Here is a 19,350-nt window from a genome sequence, read left to right on the forward strand (position 1 = left end):
GCTAATCAAAAACAACAAAAACTTATATTTAGGGCTTGCTTGAATAACTAACCAATCCTGATCTTGCTTTTTTATTACTTTTTCAGCAACCCCTAAGTATGTTTAGAATTTAACTTTGCTAATCAATACACATCCGCATCTGCCAACTATATGGATCTGAGTAATATACCGAAACCTATTTGGTACGCCCTGACTGGATTTCTCTTGTTGACTATAGGCTATGGGGCTGCAACTCACGTTCCGGGGCTAAATGTCTCAGATAAAGAAAGCGCTGAGAATAAAGCTTCTACAGTACCAAACTCAAGTAGTGTAAAAGTTAGCGTTTTTGATGAAGCGACTCAATCTCCTGTAGTTGGAGCAAAAGTAATAGTGGAATCTGAAAGTGGATCTGATACAGATACAACTGATAATTTAGGTGCTTTCCGAGTTCAAATACCAACTACAGACTACGTTAAAGTTCGCATATCCAAAAATTATTGTGAGCCTTATAACCAGGACTTAAATTTGAAAAGTAACCCTGATAGACCTAAACCTATTTTCTTGAAATGCACAGTACCTCAAAAGAAATCTACGTCTCAGAGTTAACTTTTTCAGTATCCTTAAATGTTATCATTGCGCCAGCATTTTCAGCGGATTAAAGAAATAGTTGACTGGAGTTGGACACTAGCCATATTGTGTATGGTCGGTTATATAACTCTGGGACAACTCGCTCAATTATACTGGGCTATGGTGGTGTTTGGAGGATTAGCCAGTAGCTTCGGTCTATTTTATGAATTCTCTTGTGAAAAACTAGCAGATTTAAATGCTATTGAGGATACATACAAACTTCAAAACGTAATTGCGACCTCAGCTTTGGCTCAAGATTTACTTGGGAAATTCGCTCACAGAAACCCTGAGATTACAAATCAGTTTCCTGCTTTTGATCAACTAAGATATCAAGTCAGCAACATCAGAGCTACTTCTGCCGCTAAATTCAAACAACGGGTTAATCAACGAACAAAGACACCATCTCAAAGCTCATCTCAACCGCCATATCAAAAACCAGCACAACCAACTCCCCCATACGCGCCACCAAAAAGGGAAGCACAACCTCCTCTGAGAAACTTATCTCAACCGCCATCTCAAAAATCGGTACAACGAATTCCACTATACCCACCTCTGCAAAAAAAACCACCAAAGCCTCTAAGAAGGTCAACAAAGCAAAGAATTACGCCAAAAGAGTATAAGACAATTTCTAATACAAGTGATTATGTATATATCGGGCCTTATGAGAGAAATGGTAAGCTGGTGAATTTAAATGGGCATTACAGGCGAAAACCGAGAAGGTAATTTGCTACTTTTTATTGCTTGCTATATATGTTACTGCTAACTGGTTTGCCTGATTTGTTTAGGTTAAATAATGCAATCGTCCACATAAAATCTCTACAGAAAAGCGATCGCCTTTTTACCTTTCAAGCCATCCCCATTTCTGCTAAAGCCACCGCCCCCCACAATGGCGCATCATCACCTAGTAACGCCGGCACAATTTCAAAATCAACTTCTGGCAAAGCCGTCTCCCGCGCTACCTGACGCACCACCTGCCAAAAATCCTCACCTGCCTTCGTCACACCGCCTCCCAACACAAAGCGCTGTGGATTCATCAAATTCGCCACATTGCCAATACCCACACCCATTGCCCAAGCAGCTTTGTGCAAAACTTCCTTAGCTAAATCATCCCCAGCCGCCGCCGCTTCAGCTACCAACTGCCCTGTCAGCAACGTTAAATCATCCCCAACTAAACCCCTCAAAACTTCTCCTCCTTGGCGACTTGGCGGTTTGTTTTCCAAAATTTCCCTAACATTTTGCGCCATATAAGGCCCCGATGCCAAACGTTCCACACATCCCCGCTTACCACACAAACATACTGGCCCAGCAGGATCTACAACGATATGTCCAATTTCGCCAGCCATCCCACCCGCACCCCGCCAAGGCAGGCCGTTGAGTATCCAACCACCACCTACGCCAGTGCTAACAGTTATGTAAAACAGGCTATCGTATCCCTGACCGGCACCAAAACGATGTTCTCCCAAAGCAGCAACGTTAGCATCATTATCTACACCAACAGGAACACCAAACTCCTTCTCCAACAACCCTTTGAGGGGAATATTTTCCCATCCAGTGACATGATGAGATAATCGCACCGTCCCCGTGGAAGCCTCCACTGGTCCCCCAAAGCTGACACCGATCGCAGCAGGTTTTGCGTCTTGCAGCAGCGAGTAAATGAGCGATCGCATAATTTCCAAGTCAGTGCTAGCATCTGCATTCGCTGGCGAGAGACGACGTTCATAACGCAACCACTTTCTAGAACCAATATTTCCCAATGCAGCCGCCAGCTTAGTTCCGCCAAAATCGAGAGCTAAAATTAATCTCATTTACTCACCTTTTCTTACACCATCACACAACGTAGTTTCTTTCTTCAGAAAGATGTTTACGCTCAAGATACATTGAACACTAGAAAAAACTACACTATTATTTAGCAACTCATGACTACTCAGCAACCCGATCCACTCATCGATTTATCTCACGCCAAAGAACCTCCTCGCTCTCTTGATATCGATAAAGCTCAAGAGGCAGATGCTATTGAACCAGAAGAAGTTAGTGGACAGAGTAAGCAAAACCCCACTCCTGATGATTTGAATCACGAAGATGAAGATCCCAGAATCGGCGGTAGTCAAATAATTAGTGGGAATATTTCAGCTGGGTAAATAGTTACTCACCTTTTTGTGAGTTGAGTATTCCATCAATAAACTGTTGTAATCGTTCATAATGCGACCCTTTCCAATAAATGCGATCGCAGTCTTGGCAACGCTGGAATTGATCAATCTGCGTAGCTTGCCGCCGTAGGCATCGCACATTTTCTGGTACTTGGTCAATAATGGATTGCTTATCTACAGGTTCTAATAATCCATTACAGCGCAAACACCGTTTAAATGGTGCAATTAATTCAAATAAATCGAAGCGTTGCAGTACTTCTATGATTTGTTGTTGAGGGTTAGTGTTTCTAACATAATACCCGTGCTTTACCAAACTACGCATCAATAGACCTTTATCACGCGTCAAGAGAATCCGCGCTTGGCCGGAGGATATTTGGGCTAATTTCTCATCCTCGTAGTCATTGCGGTATAAAGTATCAAAACCTAAAAGTCGTAGAGATGTCGCAAGCTTCCCCAAATGAATATCTAAAACAAAGCGGATAATATTGAGCGGTTTTGGCAGAACAAAAACGCTTGGTATAATAACACTCCTAGCTGAAATGGGATAAACATTGATAGTATCTCCATCCGCAACTATGTAAGAAAAATTTACATATTCACCATTAACATTTATAAAATCAACTTCTGGATGAGGGACACCCAACGACTCAATCATGTCCTTTATTGAGGCTTTCTCCTCAAAAAAATGAGAGATTCTCACCTGTTTGTGATGCCGTGGTAAAAAATGATTCAATTCTGCATGAAAGTAGAAATATGCGATCGCCATAGCTACAGATATTTGGATTAGTAAGTGCGCCCTTACTAGCAACAATTTGTCACAATTGCAAAAGTCTATCTATTATATTGAAAGTATCAATGCTTGTTCTAGTCAGCTATCTCCATTATAAAATGTCTGTTAACCTTCATTTAACCAACCTCCTGGAGGCGATAAATTGTAAAGAAATTATAAAGATTATCAAATACTTGCATTTATTATTCACTTCAGCTACAGTCAAAGTAGATGCCTATCATCAAACCCTGACAAGAGCTTCAGGAAGTTAGATGAGATAAAGGGCTAAATACCAGGTTTGTTGATGTTAGTGACGCTATTAATAATTAGTCACTAGTTTTGCTCATTAACTTATCGCGCATGGATTAAGGGGTAGTAAAGCATTTACCCCTGATTTAATTATTTTTATTTTTCTCAGCTAATTGAGAATATTTCGCAATATGTATAAATCTACAGATACATTAAAAGCAGATACTGTGGAAAAAGTCTTAAAACAGTATTGTCTTGCTAAAGTAGCAACTGTTTATCAAGTAATATATTTGATTTTGCCAAAAAAACCAACTTCAAAAAAACCGAGTTTCCGCAAGTGAAAATTTATGAAATACCAGATAACTATAAAACTAGATACAAAATTAACGCCGCTACTACGGAAAAATATCTCTTGACACTCTTTATCTCTATTGTGGAGAATTTATTAACGGGGAAGAGGTTGATTAGAAATGATGTTATAAAATGGCTACCTAGTTTGAACTGGCAAATACATATTGTTCTTTTTTATCTCCTTAAGTTAAGGATATTGTAGCTAAGAACACAATTGTAGTTTCTAATACCTTTTGTCCAAAAAATACGCTAATGAGTATAGCTAGATGAATACTGTTTTTTGTTCTGATAATTCACGGCAAGCAGGAGAAGATATTATTGGTAATGCCACCAATTACCAAACCTATATTTTAGTTGAGTGTCCTCTACCTTGGACATCAGAAGCCTTTAATTCCAAGTGGGTGCCTCAGAATTTGAGGATTTTGGTAGAAGAAGTGAAGCGTGCTAAACTACCAATTAGATTCCTCTTAATTGCTAATGATATATCACACAAAGTAAACTACACTACACTTTTGATTTATCAAAGAAAAGAGGGGCTGAGTAATGGTTTCTGTAAGCAAGAGTTTAAGCTAGCAAATATTGAGCAAGTAGCAGCAGTTGTCCAAAAATGGTTATGGGGTATCAATTCTAATTCTGAGGTAGAAACTAGTACAACTAGAGATATTTTAGTGTGTACTCACGGTAGCCATGATAAGTGCTGTGCCAGATATGGCGCTCCCTTTTACTTCAAGTTAACAGCGACTATTGCTGATTTGTGCTTGGAGAATGTGCGAATTTGGAAATCATCGCACTTTGGTGGACATCGGTTTGCACCAACAGTTATAGACTTGCCAGAAGGAAGATATTACGGTGTTCTCGATCAAGATTCATTCAGATCGATTTTGACCCGGACTGGCGATATTCAATGCCTAAATAAAGTCTATCGAGGCTGGGGAATTCTGCCTGCTGCACTTCAGATATTGGAAAAAGAGCTAACCCTCGTTAACGGATGGGATTGGTTTAACTACAAAGTTGCAGGCAAAATTTTGGAGCAAAGTTTAGACAATAATACTATTCTCGCTGAATTAAGTTTTGAAAAGCCTTCTGGTTCTCTCTACACTTACCAGGCTAAACTTGTGAAAGATGGAACCAAGACTCAACAACTGAAGAGTTCATGCAATGCTACACAAGAGTTGGTAGTTACTAAATATGCTGTAGATAGTCTCTGGCTTACCTCTAGTAAAGTTATGAGTTATAGTACATAAAACTGTAGTGTTTTTAAATGTAAAGGGACGCAGAGTCTTGCCAAATTCAAATTTAGTTCGCTATGAATTAATCAAACGCTATATTTAGTATAACATTGCAAAAATTCGTAACAAAATCTTTGCGTTCCTCTGCGGTTCCCTTTGCGACGGCAGTCGCTCATGGGGAGCCACTGCGGTGGACGGCTTCCCCGGCATAAAGCAAGTGGCGTGGAAACCCCCATCGCTTTTAGCGTCTCCCCTTGGGAGAAGACTGCGCTGCCTTCCCTTTGCGTTTAAATTCCAAATTCAAAATCCAAAATTAAGATGAAGCCATATTTAAGACTTTCCGTAACAGTACTTGGTCTTCTAATTTGGCTTTTAAACGACCATTTTCGATATCTCGAATCCAGCTTTGACTTTTACCTGTAAGCTTTGCTAACTCCCTTTGGGAGAGATTCAAATTTTTGCGCGCCTGCAAAATCTGTTCACCCAGTAAATCATTTGTAGTTTTGGGCTTCCTTTTGGCTTTAGCAGTTCGTCGTTGCTTTTTTTCCGATTCAGAAATTTGCTGTTCCCATTCTGGTGGGAGTTCAAAAGCCAAAATTCGCGCATTCATTAGCAGATTCCATTTACCACGGGGGCCTGTGTCTGTGAGGCGAGTTTCAGCACCACCGTCATTAGTCCAAAATTCCAATGCTTCATCTGGATCTTCGGGAAGATCAACTAACTTTGCCCATAAAGGTTGAATTTCTGATGGGTAGGTAACTGGATCGAAAAGTGGTTTCATTCCATAGTGATTGAGAATTTCCAAATCGCTTTCAAAAGTTCGCAGCAGACGTTTACGTTCTTCCCGTTGTCTGGATGCAAGGGCGACTTTTTCCTCACCGTAAGCAATACGCAGCAAGGTTGGAATGGTAATGCGTTGTTCTTTGCCCATTTTGGTTTTAAAGAGCAACCACAGCATTAGTCGGACTGCGCCTTCATGTTGTTGCCAAATACTCATGACTGTGGTTAGCACTGTTTTCGGGAGACTGCCGTATTGATAGAATGCGGTTCGCTCTTTACATGCTTGTTTGTTTAAGAAATATTGTGCCCAAATGCCTGCTTTTACTTTAAAAGTTAGCCCAATAAGATATTTGCATCCGAGATTGTCTTCTTGAAAGTGGTGCTGAATATCTACTAAGTGCCACAAACGGCTACCTGTAATAGAGAATCCGTTAATTCGACCTTGTTGAGGCCAGTCAATGGAGATAATCAGGGAGCAAGCTTGCTGAACGATATTTTTCATTAAAGCTAGCTTGGCAGCTTTGCTCAAATCTTTGCGTTTCTCCATCCCCAAATATTTCTCAATTTGTCGCTCATCGATCGCAAATTCTTGCTCCCAAGGTTGATCTAAGGCTGTGGCATAAGCTGCAAAAATCAGATGTATGCAAGCGGCTCTGATATCAAGCCCCTCAATTGCTGCTAAATCTGTGGCCTTGTCGTTAACTTTGAATGGATCTTGGATGTGAAAAGCGATCGCACCTCGGCCTTGGTTGACTTGTCGGCTGTAACACAAGTAACCGTCTTCATCATTTTCCCAATGTAGAGATGTGCGTTGCGCCAGTACATTACAAGCTTCCCAAATGGCGATCGCTGAAGCAAATGGGTTATTCTTGCCGTTAGAAAACAAGTCTAAGCTGGTAGCATCTCTCGGTTCAATTTTGCATCTCCCCTTTTTCGCCTGCCAAGGAATGGGAGAATTACTTGGACAAGCTATTACACATTGCGGCTCTGGATAATAGCCCTCACAATTATTACAAAGACCAGGATCAACCCAGTATTCATTGTTCTCTATTTTGATTGCACCCGTAGGACATTGGGGGCGGCAGTTGTCACATCCAACGCAACTGTTGTTAGGAATTGTATAAGGCATTTGGCTCTTTTCCCACTCTAATCGTTGAGATGTCTGGCTCAGGTCTCCCCTGGATGAGTCCTGTTTATTCATGATTCGCTACCACATTATCTTTCTGGCGAGAATCACCTTTTCTCACCACACTCAATCCCCACATCCATATTTTTACTTCGCATCAAATTGGAGCTATTTAAGGCTTTAAAACTGAGCCTAATAAAACTTCTTATTAACTATACATTTCATGAAAAAAATGATTAATTTGTTCGTACTGAGCTTAGGAAAAAATCTTAACATTTATTTTATTAGGTACTTAATGAAGATTTTAGATTTGACTATAAAAGCTTACTCAAGGTGTTTCTCAGGAAAAATCAAACCTATTGCAATTGGAAATCATCTGATTTATTAATAATTTTAATATTTAATGTAGGGTAATATTCTGCCATCAAGTTTACAGTTTCTTCATAAATTAATTCTGTTTATTGAGGTGAAATCATAATATTCCTTTTGTCACCATTTATCTAAATAATTGAATCAAATAAATTTAAAATTGTTGCTTGATAAAATACATATTGCATATATCAAATTGTAACTAATGAACATCTAGTTTTGTATATATGTATACTTTTAGTCTATATTTATTTGCCTAAACCTAAATATATTTGAAAAAAATATCATCACTGTTATAGATATAGTTGCATTTGCTGGAAATAATAAAACTGCATCTACACGAGGCTTTACCCCAATTTTTCCTTCTCTGGTTCCTATGGAGAGCATGGGAATGCCTGATTAGGGGCTGCTGTCAGAAATTGAGTCAGAGACTCAATAGACTTCTTGCATAAATCAAAAATTAAGAATCCACCCCGCATTTGAGTAAAGCAAACGCTCCCCTCCCGAAGAGCGGGGAAGGGTTGGGGGTGGGGTGTTAGGGACTTTTGCAAGAGGTCTAATGAATGCGCTCCTATGCTCTGCATGGGAACAAGGAAAATATATTATTGGTAATAATTTTCATCTATTATTTGAAATAAAAAATAATTTAGCATTGTGTTCAAAGTCATCGAATTTTGATGAGAGAAAAGTAAGTTTTAAATACAAAAAAATAAAAGATTAGGATAATATGATGATTAATGCACAAACAGATTGACAGGCAAAATTGCCGAGGATTTATTCATGGCACAACTAACAGGTTTGACATTTGGCGGTAAGACTTGGACACCAAAATTTGCTCATGAAATTGACAAGGAAAAATGTATCGGCTGTGGCAGATGCGTTAAAGTATGCGGGTACAATGTGCTAGGTTTGAAAGCGCTGAATGAAGAAGGTGAATTTGTAGAAGATGAAGATGATGAAGAAGTTGAACGGAAAGTAATGGCAGTTACTTCTCCAGATAACTGTATTGGTTGTGAAGCGTGTTCACGGATTTGTCCCAAGAACTGCTACACCCATGTTGCATTAAACAATTAAGGTTTTTAGAGTTAGTCAAAATTGTTGTTCAATCAAGGGGGCACTGTTTGTATAAAGCGCAAATGCGCTAGGCAAGGTAACTTGAGGGGAATACTAAATATTTACCGGAACTCAGAAATAGTTTACAGTAAACAAATCCGTAAATCACAAAATGTTAGCTATTAACAAATTTAAACTTGCTGCTAATATAGCCTAATCAATATTAGAGCCAACAGTGCCCTCTTGAAACAACTAGCTTTTCTGAAAGCAGGGGGCTAACTTTGTCATAGGAGTTGAAATATAATTTGTAATTTTCTGGGGGAAAGATATGGAAAAAATCTGGAAGTTTCCCCCATTTTTTATGGCTGCACGTTAGAAAGTTAATAAGTGAAAAGGGAATGGGGAGTAGGGAATGGGGAATGGATAACAATGCCCAATCGCCAGAAAATCACACGTTTAAAGATGGTTTACAAAGCAGGTAGCATGTATGCAACAAGTTCCTGTTTCATTATGGACTCTGGTTGCTGGAATAGTAGTTACAGCAATCAGCATTTGGATTGGTCAGAATCACACTCTGATGCCGGTGCAAGCTTCGCTTCAAGCGCCTTTGGTAGATGGTTTTTTCAATGTCATGTTTACCATTGCGATCGCACTCTTCTTAGTGGTAGAAGGAACCATTGTAGTTTTTTTGATTCAGTTTCGTCGCCGTCCCGGTGATGATACCGATGGCGTGCGAGTGGAAGGCAACGTTCCCTTAGAAGTCTTTTGGACAGCAATTCCAACAGTGATTGTCCTCCTCTTGGGCATTTACAGTGTAGATGTTTTTAACCGAATGGGAGGCTTTGATCCTACGGGTCATCCTCATTCAGCAGCTCATGTTGCTCACATGCCGGGGAGTGCTCTGGCAGGCACATTAAGCGATACTTCCCAAGCAACAACTGCCCCATCAATTGCCCCAACAATTGGCATCGGTGCATCTCCTGAAACCCTAGACAAACCAGCCGATTTAATTGTTGATGTCAAAGGCATACAGTACGCCTGGATATTTAATTACCCCGATAGTGGGATTACCTCTGGGGAATTGCACATACCCGTCGGTGCTGATGTGCAACTCAACCTTTCAGCACAAGATGTAATTCACTCATTCTGGGTGCCAAACTTCCGCCTGAAACAAGATGCACTTCCCGGTATCCCTACCGAACTACGATTTGTCGCCACCAAACCAGGTACATATCCCGTAGTTTGTGCTGAGTTATGCGGTGGTTATCACGGTTCAATGCGGACACAGGTAATTGTCCACACACCAGAAGAATATAAAAGCTGGCGGACAGAAAACCAGATTGCTCAACAGCAAAATCAAAATCAAGTCGTTGCAATTAATCCAGCCGACTTATCAACATCAGAGTTTCTCGCGCCCCACACCCATGATATGGGAATTAGTGCAGCAACTCTAGAGTCATTGGTCATTGGTCAACAGTAGAGACGCGATTAATCGCGTCTGTGCAAGAGTCGCGCATAGTGGTAAAAAATATGACGCAGGTAGAATTTCCCCGGAATACTCCACCAGAAGAAAATAAACCGAAAATGGTGGCTGGCCACACCTCCCATCCGCAGGCGTGGAAATGGCAAGACTATTTTACATTTAATGTTGACCACAAGGTTATTGGTATCCAATACCTAGTGACAGCGTTTGTATTCTATCTGATCGGTGGACTGATGGCGATCGCTCTGCGGGTCGAATTAGCAACACCAGAATCAGACGTACTCGACCCCAATCTGTATAACGCTTTCATGACCAATCACGGGACGATCATGATCTTCCTGTGGATTGTCCCTAGCGCCATTGGGGGATTTGGTAACTATTTAGTCCCCTTGATGGTCGGTGCTAGGGATATGGCTTTCCCGAAGCTGAATGCAGTCGCCTTTTGGTTAAATCCACCAGCCGGTGCGCTGATATTAGGTAGTTTTATCTTTGGCGGTTCGCAATCTGGTTGGACAGCTTATCCACCTTTGAGCTTGGTGACAGCACCAATCGCCCAAACTATGTGGATACTGGCGATCGTCTTAGTGGGAACTTCTTCAATTTTGGGTTCACTGAACTTTGTGATCACCATTTTGATGATGAAGGTTCCCAGCATGAAATGGGATCAAGTACCCTTGTTTTGCTGGGCAATCTTGGCAACCTCCCTGCTGGCACTTCTCTCCACACCTGTATTAGCAGCAGGTTTAATTCTGCTGTTGTTTGACCTCAACTTTGGCACCTCCTTCTTTAAACCAGATGCAGGCGGTAACGTTGTAATTTATCAACACTTATTCTGGTTTTATTCCCACCCGGCAGTATATTTAATGATTCTGCCCATCTTCGGCATCATGTCGGAGGTAATTCCAGTTCACTCTCGCAAGCCCATCTTTGGTTATAAAGCGATCGCTTATTCTAGTGTAGCCATCTGCGTTGTGGGTTTGTTCGTCTGGGTACACCACATGTTTACCAGTGGTACACCCGGCTGGATGCGGATGTTCTTCACCATCTCCACTCTGATAGTTGCAGTTCCGACTGGCGTGAAGATTTTTGCCTGGGTTGCTACTCTTTGGGGTGGTAAAATCCGCTTCACCAGTGCGATGCTTTTCGCCATTGGCTTATTGTCCATGTTTGTCATGGGCGGCTTAAGCGGTGTGACGATGGGAACAGCCCCCTTTGATGTTCACGTCCACGACACATATTATGTAGTAGGACATTTTCACTATGTTCTGTTTGGCGGTTCCGTGTTTGGCATCTACGCCGGTATTTATCACTGGTTCCCCAAAATGACCGGACGAATGTTAAATGAAACCTGGGGACGTATTCACTTTGCCCTCACTTTCATCGGCACGAATCTGACCTTTTTACCCATGCACGAGTTGGGTTTAAAAGGAATGCCCCGACGCGTGGCAATGTATGACCCCCAATTTATCGACCTCAATCAAATTTGTACCTTTGGTTCAATTGTTTTGGGGATATCGGTAATTCCTTTCGCCATTAACATGATCTACAGTTGGCTCAAAGGACCTTTGGCAGGTGATAATCCTTGGCAAGCTTTGACCTTAGAATGGACAACTAGCTCACCACCTGCAATTGAAAACTGGGAAGTGTTGCCGGTTGTCACTCATGGGCCTTATGACTACGGTCATGATAACAGGCTTGAAATACAGCCATCTGCAACGCCGGAAGCTACTGCTTAGTACGGCTTTGCGTAAAAGCGTAGCGTTTTTAATAGACATCTCCGAAAAAGAATATAAAAGGCTTGTGCAGTCAGGGCCGATACCTCATTTCTGGAGATGTCTAATGCAAGCGGATGCATTCACAATGCAGACCGATGCATTCACAATGCAGACCGATGCATTCACAATGCAAGCCGATGCATTCACAATGCAGACCGAAGCATTAACATTGTCCGGTATTGCCAAATTTAATTCGCTACGAATTAATGAAATGCTGTACTGAGTTAAGAAATAACTCTTGTGGGGTTGGCTTAATTTAAGACAAGTGAAACACCCATCCCACAAGCAAATCAGGACTGTGAACAATTGAATTGCCCGACGCTTCACCTTTGAGGGTAAACAATATGACCATAGCTACGACAAGCGAAGATCACAGTACAGGACACGAAGAACATCCAGATTTAAGAGTTTGGGGATTGTTGACGTTTCTCGCCTCTGAATCGCTGATGTTTGGAGGATTTTTTGCCACTTATTTGTTTTTCCGAGGTACTACAGCAGTTTGGCCTCCAGAAGGGAGTGAAGTAGAACTACTTGTGCCAACAATTAACACCATTATTCTGGTGTCTAGTAGTTTCGTCATTCACTTTGGTGATACGGCGATTAAAAAGAATAACGTTAAGGGAATGCAACTGTGGTATGCAATTACTGCAATCATGGGAGCAATTTTCTTAGGTGGTCAGGTTTATGAGTACTCAACATTAGGATATGGTCTGACTACCAACGTCTTCGCCAATTGCTTTTATATCATGACAGGGTTCCACGGTTTGCACGTTTTTGTGGGACTGTTATTGATATTACGCGTATTGTGGCGATCGCGTCGTCCCGGTGAATATTCTGCAACCAATCATACTTTCATCGAAATGGCAGAAATTTACTGGCACTTCGTAGACATTATTTGGATTGTTCTCTTTACCTTGGTGTACGTTCTCACATTGTTTTAAATTGGGCATGGGGCATTGGGCATGGGGCATTGGTTATTAATTCTTCCTCCTCATCACCCCTACTCCCCATTTAGTTTTGTAGGGTGTGTTATGCCGTAGGCTAACGCACCATCCCAGATTTTCGGTGCGTTAGGACTAATGTCCATAACACACCCTACCAGATTCAAGCTACTCCCCATTCAGGAGTTAATTATGCAACTTGATGCAAACAAATTCTCATGGTTCCAGGTTCCAGAGGACATCAAAAACCTATTAATTTTAGCTGCACAAACCTGGGAAAATACATCAGAATCTGAAAAGTATATTCTACAAGCTTTAGACCGAACTTGTGAAAATACAGATGTATTAGTAGCAGCATATAGATATTTCTATTATAAAAATAATTATTCTCTTGCTTTGCAAACAACATTCAAATTATTAGATAAAATTAAAGAAATAGAAAAGTTGCCTGATGACTGGGAGCAACTTAAGCTTATATTAGTCAATCGCAAAGAAGACCCACAAATTCGATTGTACTTAAATGCTTATGCTGCTTCTGGATTAGTACTAGCAAAGTTAGGAGCGATAGAGCAAGCAAAAGAAATCAGCACCAAAGTCAAAGAGATAGACGAAAAGAATGATTTTGGTTCTGGGATTCTCCTGGATATTTTGACACGTCCAGCTGAAGATGATGATTAATCACTCAATGCGCTTCTCTACAAGAAAGAGTGAAGAGTGGGAGAGACAAGGGAGACAAGGGAGACAAGGGAGACAAGGGAGACAAGGGGACAAGCAGACAACGAGAATAACCCATGCCCCATGCCCCATGCCCAATGCCCAATGCCCAATGCCCTTTTAGTCAATAATCAAGGTGAACAATCATGAACAATTGGTTTTCTACTACGTCATATTCCTCTTACTCTCTGTTGGGAGCTGCCACTAATAGTAACTCTATCTTTCCTGCTGTCACCATACCTACTAAAGTTGATCTGGGCAGTATTCCTAATGTCTCTCCGATCCTTGTCATCCAATCTTATCACCTATCAATTTAAAAGTTATGAAAGATAGGGATTGGCTGCTAACAGGGGATGGTCAGTATCAAGCCTGTAAATCTGTAAGAGCATGGGATTTATTGAGAGAGAATTACCGCTTTTATCGGTTTTTAACAGAGGTGGAAGATGTTCTCAATAGCGTTGACGATGAAGCCAGTCGTCTACCAGAACTTCGGATGCTCGTAAAGCGCTTGATTGTAAATTCCTACTGGGTGCGAAGTCAACATTTAGAGGCTTCGCCCACAACGGGAACCTCTGTTTTACTCCTATATGACGAATTGGGTTTTCCGTTGACAGTGCAAACAGTAACATTTGCACCGGGAACCCGATCAAACATTCATAATCATGGGACATGGGGAATAGTGGCGGTGTTAAAAGGTCAGGAAAAAAATACTTTTTGGCGACGCACCCATAGCCCAGATTTTCAGGACAAAATTGAAGCGACGGGAGAAATAACTCTATTTCCAGGAGACATTATTAGCTTTACTCCCGATGCAATTCACAGTGTAGAAGCTGTGGGTGATGAACCAACTGTGACTTTTAACATTTACGGCGAAACTGATCCAAAAGAGAGATTTGAATTCGACTCAGTTACCCATCAGGCTAGGAATTTTTGATTAGGAATCGTCAGGATTAATTTCATCGGTTCATAGTTGGCGCTTTCGCGCTAAAGCGCCAATTACAAACAATTGAGTAATTAGGAGATAGTTAAATGGCAAGAGTAATTTTCTATAGCAAACCAGGCTGTCAAGGTGGTACTAAGCAAAAAGTTTTGCTAACAGCTGCTGGTCATGAGGTGATAGCATACAACCTGCTAACAGAACCTTGGACAGTTGAGCGGTTGCGTTCATTTTTTGGCGATCGCCCCGTAGCCGAATGGTTTAATCCTTCCTCCCCAAAGGTAAAATCTGGTGAGGTGGTTCCTGAAAAAATTGATGCAGAAACCGCTTTGCAGTTGATGTTGAGAGAGCCACTGTTAATTCGCCGTCCTTTGTTAGAAATAGGCAATCGTCGCGAGGTAGGATTCGATGTACAAAAGATTGATGCTTGGATTGGCTTAAAGCCAGTGGACGAATCCTTGCAGGAAATGAGCGAAAACCTGATGAAGCAAGATTTGCAAAACTGCTCCCACGGTCAAGATCGTAGTTATAATCAGCCTAATCAGCAAGGTGACTGTAATCACGGTCACGGTTCTCAACAACACCAAAAGCAAGGCAAGTGTAACCATTAGTACACGACTTTGGGACTTGCAAATAAAAAAATACTCAACTACTTCTTGTGGGGTGGGCATCTTGCCCGCCCCACAAGATTGGATAATTTATGTATTAAAATACAACCTCATATCTCGTTCAATTATATATAGTTTTGTGTCATATATTACAAAGCTAAACTTGCATGGGCATATTAAGGGAAACGTTAATTGGCGATACGTTGAATCACATAGAACAAAGTCAGCCACTAGCAGAATTACTATTACACAAAACCGGCGGCAATCCCTTCTTCTTAACGCAACTGCTGAAAACCCTGTATCAAGAAGACTTGTTAACATATAACTTCGAGTCTGGGGTGTGGCAATGGAATATCCAACATATTCAAGCGATCGGGATTAGCGACCTGAATGTTGTTGAACTGACAGCGAGAAATATTCGCAAACTCTCATTAGAAACGCAAAAAGTCCTGAAACTGGCTGCTTGTATTGGTAATACTTTTAATTTAGATGTATTGGCGATCGTTAATGAAGCATCTTCTCTCACGACTGCGGCGCAATTGTGGTCAGCGCTGCAAGCTGGGTTGATTTTGCCGTTAAATCAGGATTACAAGATTCCTTTAGTGTTTAATCAGGAGGAATCTGGCGGAATTGCCTTAACTGATATTAAGGTTGATTACAAGTTTTTACATGACCGAGTACAGCAAGCGGCTTATTCTCTGATTCCCGATGACCAGAAGAAAGCAACGCATCTGAAAATTGGTCAATTACTACTGCAAAATACTACATCAGAAGAACGCAAAGAGAATGTATTTGCTTTAGTTAATCAACTCAATTACGGGACTGATTTACTAATATCTGAAACAGAAAAATATCAACTTGCAGAACTCAATCTCATGGCCGGTCAGAGAGCTAAAGCAGCCACAGCGCACGATTCCGCTATCAAATATTTGCAAGTTGGTTTAGGACTGTTAGCATCTGATAGTTGGGACAATCAATATGAACTGACATTAGTACTGCACTCAGAAGCAGCAGAGGCAGCTTTTTTGAGCGGTGATTTTGAAGAAATGCAGAGATTCGTTGAGATAGTCCAAAACTGCGCTAAAACGCTGCTGGGCAAAATTAAAGTGTATGAAGTCCAGATGCAAGCTTACATCGGGCAGAACAGGCTCCTGGAAGCGGTTAATATGGTGCTACAAGCTTTAAAGCTATTGGGAGTTGAGTTTCCCCAAAAGCCGAACCCGTCAGATATTGGGCAAGCACTAGAGGAAACGGCATCAATTTTGAGTGGAAAGGAACCCTCGGACTTACTCAACTTACCTCCAATGACCGATCCGGATAAACTAGTAGCTTTGAGGCTGCTGTCAAGCCTATTTGCTGTTACCTACTTTGTGGCTCCAGAAATGGTTCCCTTAGTTGTGTGTGAACAGGTCAATTTATCCGTCCAATATGGCAATGCTTCTGGATCTCCCTTGGCTTATAACCTTTATGGTTTTCTTCTATGTGGGGTTATGGGAGATATCGAGCGGGGCTATCAATTTAGTCAATTAGCTTTAAGTCTTGTATCAAAATTGAATGTCAAAGAAATCAAGACCCGATTCCTAGCAAATATTCTAGTTCTACATTGGAAAGAACACCTCAGCAATCTCTTAGAATCCTATCGTTGGGTTTACTTGAGCGGACTAGAAATTGGAGATTTAGAATATGCTGCCTACGGTGCATTTCATTACTCTTATCAGTCCTATATGGCTAGCAAGCAACTAACCCATCTTGAAAGAGAAATAGCAACCTATTGGGATGCCATTAATAAAATCAAGCAAGAAACAGCACTACATTATCAAGAAATGGTTTGGCAAGCCGTCTTAAACTTGATGGGCAAGGCTGAAAATCCTTGTGTGCTGAAGGGTGAAGCCTATGACGAACAAAAAATGCTGCCGCTTCACCACTCAAGCAACAACGTATTGGCACTTCAATTCTTATACTTGCACAAACTTCAGCTTTGTTATCGGTTTGATGATTACTCTCAAGCGCTGGAAAATATCACTCAGATAGAAAATTATCTGGCCCCAACCACAGGAAATGTAGATTCTGTACTCTTCCATTTCTACGATTCTCTAGTCCGGTTGGCGGTGTATACCGATACTACACAATCAGAGCAACAGGAAATTCGCGATCGCGTCCAAGCTAATCAAGAAAAAATGCAAAAATGGGCGCATCATGCCCCAATGAATTATTTACACAAATTCTATCTAGTAGAGGCAGAACGACATCGAGTTTTAGGCGAAAAAGCCGATGCAATCGAGATGTATGAGCAGGCGATCGCTCTTGCTCAAGAAAACGAATACATCAACGAAGAAGCACTCGCTCATGAACTCGCTGCTAAATTCTATTTGTCATGGGGTAAAGAAACGATTGCTAAAACCTACATGACAAATGCCTACTACGCCTATAGTCGTTGGGGGGCTGTTGCTAAAGTCAAGCATTTAGAAGCACGCTATCCGCAATTGATTGTGCAATCAAACACAGAAAAACTAGAAACGAATTACCTGCCAACTATTCAAACACAGTCCACAACTACTGGAGACGCTCACATTCTCGACTTCATGACAGTGATGAAAGCTTCACAAGTACTGTCAGAAGAAATGGTGCTAACTCACCTGCTCCAAAAAATGATGAAGATTGTCATCGAAAATGCTGGCGCTCAACAAGGTTACTTTATTGTCAAACACGATAATCAGTGGGTGCTAGAAGCAGCAGGAATTGTTGAAGGTCAGGGCGTTACTGTATCTACTGCTATTGTTAACTCGAAAGATAAAATTGATTCAGCTTTGCTTCCAGTTGCTCTACTCAACTATGTCGAAAGAACCAGAAAAAACCTGGTTTTAGACAATGGTGTTAAAGACTCCCGCTTTGCGGCTGATGCTTATATCACCACTTACCAATCTAAATCGATTTTGTGTCTACCTTTGATTCACTCTGGCAAGTTTACTGGTATTATTTACCTGGAAAATAATCTTATTTCTGGTGCTTTTACTCCAGAACGGGTGAAGGTGCTGAGTCTGTTGATAGCACAAATTTCGATTGCGATCGACAACGCCCGTCTCTACAGCAATCTGCAAACCTACTCGCAACAACTGGAAGCGAAATCACAACAACTCGAAGCTAAAAACGAAGCTTTCCAAGCATCCGAAACGCGAGAGCGCCAAAAAGCTGAACAACTTGCACAATCGTTGCACACACTACAACAAACCCAGGCTCAACTTGTGCAGACCGAGAAAATGTCCAGCTTAGGGCAATTGGTAGCAGGTGTTGCCCACGAAATCAACAATCCGGTCAATTTTATCTTTGGCAACCTGATCCATGCCAACAACTACACTCAAAATGTGTTGGGACTGCTGGGACTTTACCAGAAACATTACCCATCGCCCCATTCAGAGATTCAGGAAGAAGCTCTGGCAATTGATTTGGAATTCTTGCTAGAAGATTTACCCAAGCTACTTTCCTCCATGCGGGTTGGGGCAGATCGGATTCGCCAAATTGTCGCTTCCCTGCGAAACTTCTCACGTATGGACGAAGCGGAGATCAAAGCCGTTAATATTCATGACGGCATCGATAGTACCCTAATGATTCTGCAACATCGCTTCAAAGCAAAGTCAGATCGTCCCGATATTGAGCTTATTAAACACTACGGCAACTTGCCCCAAGTGGAATGCTATGCAGGGCAGCTAAATCAAGTGTTTATGAATGTGTTGAGTAATGCGATCGATGCTTTGGAGGAGTCATTGATGAAAAATCAAGGAGAAATAACAGCTCCAACTATTACTATTTACACTGAACAAATTGATGCTGATAAAATCGAAATTCGGATTGCAGACAATGGTCTAAGTATACCAAAGTCTGTTCGGCAACGCCTGTTCGATCCTTTCTTCACCACAAAACCTGTGGGCAAAGGCACAGGTATGGGCTTGTCGATTAGCTACCAAATTGTCACCGAAAAACATGGTGGTTCACTCTCTTGCACCTCAGAACCCGGCGAGGAAGTGGAGTTTCAAATCCGCATTCCAGTTCGCCAGGAAGTCAGTAATAAGGTTGCTGTTGGTGTTTAGAGGCTGAAATATGGCTGGCGATCGCTGCGACAAAAACTGGAATGCTTGGAGTATGGCTTGACCTTCGCAGATGCCTGCGCTATTAGCAAAGCTAACAAGTGCAGCCACCTGAGGAAGCATCAGCAGGA

The 19,350-nt window shown here is 41.5% G+C and carries 15 protein-coding genes; 12 read left to right on the forward strand and 3 right to left on the reverse strand.

From position 1 onward, the window contains the following. Window positions 1-207 precede the first annotated feature (207 nt). On the forward strand, window positions 208-585 hold the full coding sequence (locus V7K36_RS18730) for a hypothetical protein (protein WP_335118173.1): 378 nt from the start codon (window positions 208-210) through the stop codon (window positions 583-585). 18 nt (window positions 586-603) lie between these two features. Beyond that, window positions 604-1,329 carry a hypothetical protein gene (locus V7K36_RS18735; RefSeq protein ID WP_335118175.1) on the forward strand — a complete coding sequence of 242 codons (726 nt, stop codon included), beginning with the start codon at window positions 604-606 and terminating at the stop codon, window positions 1,327-1,329. Window positions 1,330-1,451: 122 nt separating this feature from the next. On the opposite strand, the gene V7K36_RS18740 is transcribed toward V7K36_RS18735, so the two are convergent. Then, window positions 1,452-2,411, reverse strand: coding sequence for an ROK family protein (locus V7K36_RS18740; protein ID WP_335118177.1), 960 nt, complete (start codon window positions 2,409-2,411; stop codon window positions 1,452-1,454). Window positions 2,412-2,522: 111 nt separating this feature from the next. On the opposite strand from V7K36_RS18740, the gene V7K36_RS18745 reads away from it, so the two are divergent. Continuing rightward, window positions 2,523-2,744 (forward strand): hypothetical protein, encoded by a 222-nt coding sequence (locus V7K36_RS18745; protein ID WP_335118179.1) that lies wholly within the window; start codon window positions 2,523-2,525, stop codon window positions 2,742-2,744. A gap of 4 nt (window positions 2,745-2,748) precedes the next feature. On the opposite strand, the gene V7K36_RS18750 is transcribed toward V7K36_RS18745, so the two are convergent. After that, window positions 2,749-3,519, reverse strand: a complete 771-nt coding sequence (locus V7K36_RS18750; RefSeq protein WP_335118181.1) for a Mut7-C RNAse domain-containing protein — start codon at window positions 3,517-3,519, stop codon at window positions 2,749-2,751. Window positions 3,520-4,388: 869 nt separating this feature from the next. Between V7K36_RS18750 and V7K36_RS18755 the strand changes: the two genes are divergently transcribed. Then, entirely contained in the window at window positions 4,389-5,366 is a 978-nt protein-coding gene (locus V7K36_RS18755) for a sucrase ferredoxin (protein ID WP_335118182.1), read from the forward strand. Between the two features lie 298 nt (window positions 5,367-5,664). Here the strand turns inward: V7K36_RS18755 and V7K36_RS18760 are convergent, their stop codons facing one another. Beyond that, entirely contained in the window at window positions 5,665-7,260 is a 1,596-nt protein-coding gene (locus V7K36_RS18760; protein WP_334828812.1) for a helix-turn-helix domain-containing protein, read from the reverse strand. A 1,146-nt stretch (window positions 7,261-8,406) separates the two neighbouring features. Here V7K36_RS18760 and fdxB point away from each other — a divergent pair. The 8 genes from fdxB to V7K36_RS18800 all read left to right on the forward strand — a co-directional run bounded on the left by fdxB (window position 8,407) and on the right by V7K36_RS18800 (window position 19,222). Further along, complete coding sequence (gene fdxB / locus V7K36_RS18765; protein ID WP_335118184.1) at window positions 8,407-8,700, forward strand: ferredoxin III, nif-specific; 294 nt, start codon at window positions 8,407-8,409, stop codon at window positions 8,698-8,700. Window positions 8,701-9,166: 466 nt separating this feature from the next. After that, a complete protein-coding gene (locus tag V7K36_RS18770) occupies window positions 9,167-10,159 on the forward strand; it encodes a cytochrome c oxidase subunit II (protein ID WP_335118186.1) in 993 nt (330 codons plus the stop codon). A 50-nt stretch (window positions 10,160-10,209) separates the two neighbouring features. Beyond that, window positions 10,210-11,898, forward strand: a complete 1,689-nt coding sequence (gene ctaD, locus V7K36_RS18775; RefSeq protein ID WP_335118187.1) for a cytochrome c oxidase subunit I — start codon at window positions 10,210-10,212, stop codon at window positions 11,896-11,898. 383 nt (window positions 11,899-12,281) lie between these two features. Further along, window positions 12,282-12,878, forward strand: coding sequence for a cytochrome c oxidase subunit 3 (locus tag V7K36_RS18780; protein ID WP_334828734.1), 597 nt, complete (start codon window positions 12,282-12,284; stop codon window positions 12,876-12,878). 192 nt (window positions 12,879-13,070) lie between these two features. Further along, entirely contained in the window at window positions 13,071-13,556 is a 486-nt protein-coding gene (locus V7K36_RS18785) for a hypothetical protein (protein WP_335118189.1), read from the forward strand. 358 nt (window positions 13,557-13,914) lie between these two features. Next, window positions 13,915-14,526: a cupin gene (locus tag V7K36_RS18790; RefSeq protein ID WP_335118191.1), complete on the forward strand. Its 612-nt coding sequence runs from the start codon at window positions 13,915-13,917 to the stop codon at window positions 14,524-14,526. Window positions 14,527-14,621: 95 nt separating this feature from the next. Next, window positions 14,622-15,140 (forward strand): ArsC/Spx/MgsR family protein, encoded by a 519-nt coding sequence (locus V7K36_RS18795; protein ID WP_335118193.1) that lies wholly within the window; start codon window positions 14,622-14,624, stop codon window positions 15,138-15,140. A gap of 164 nt (window positions 15,141-15,304) precedes the next feature. Next, window positions 15,305-19,222, forward strand: coding sequence for a trifunctional serine/threonine-protein kinase/ATP-binding protein/sensor histidine kinase (locus tag V7K36_RS18800; RefSeq protein ID WP_335118194.1), 3,918 nt, complete (start codon window positions 15,305-15,307; stop codon window positions 19,220-19,222). Window positions 19,223-19,350: the final 128 nt, after the last annotated feature.

It is taken from the genome of Nostoc sp. (assembly GCF_036919555.1).
In the GTDB taxonomy this organism is placed as follows: domain Bacteria; phylum Cyanobacteriota; class Cyanobacteriia; order Cyanobacteriales; family Nostocaceae; genus Nostoc.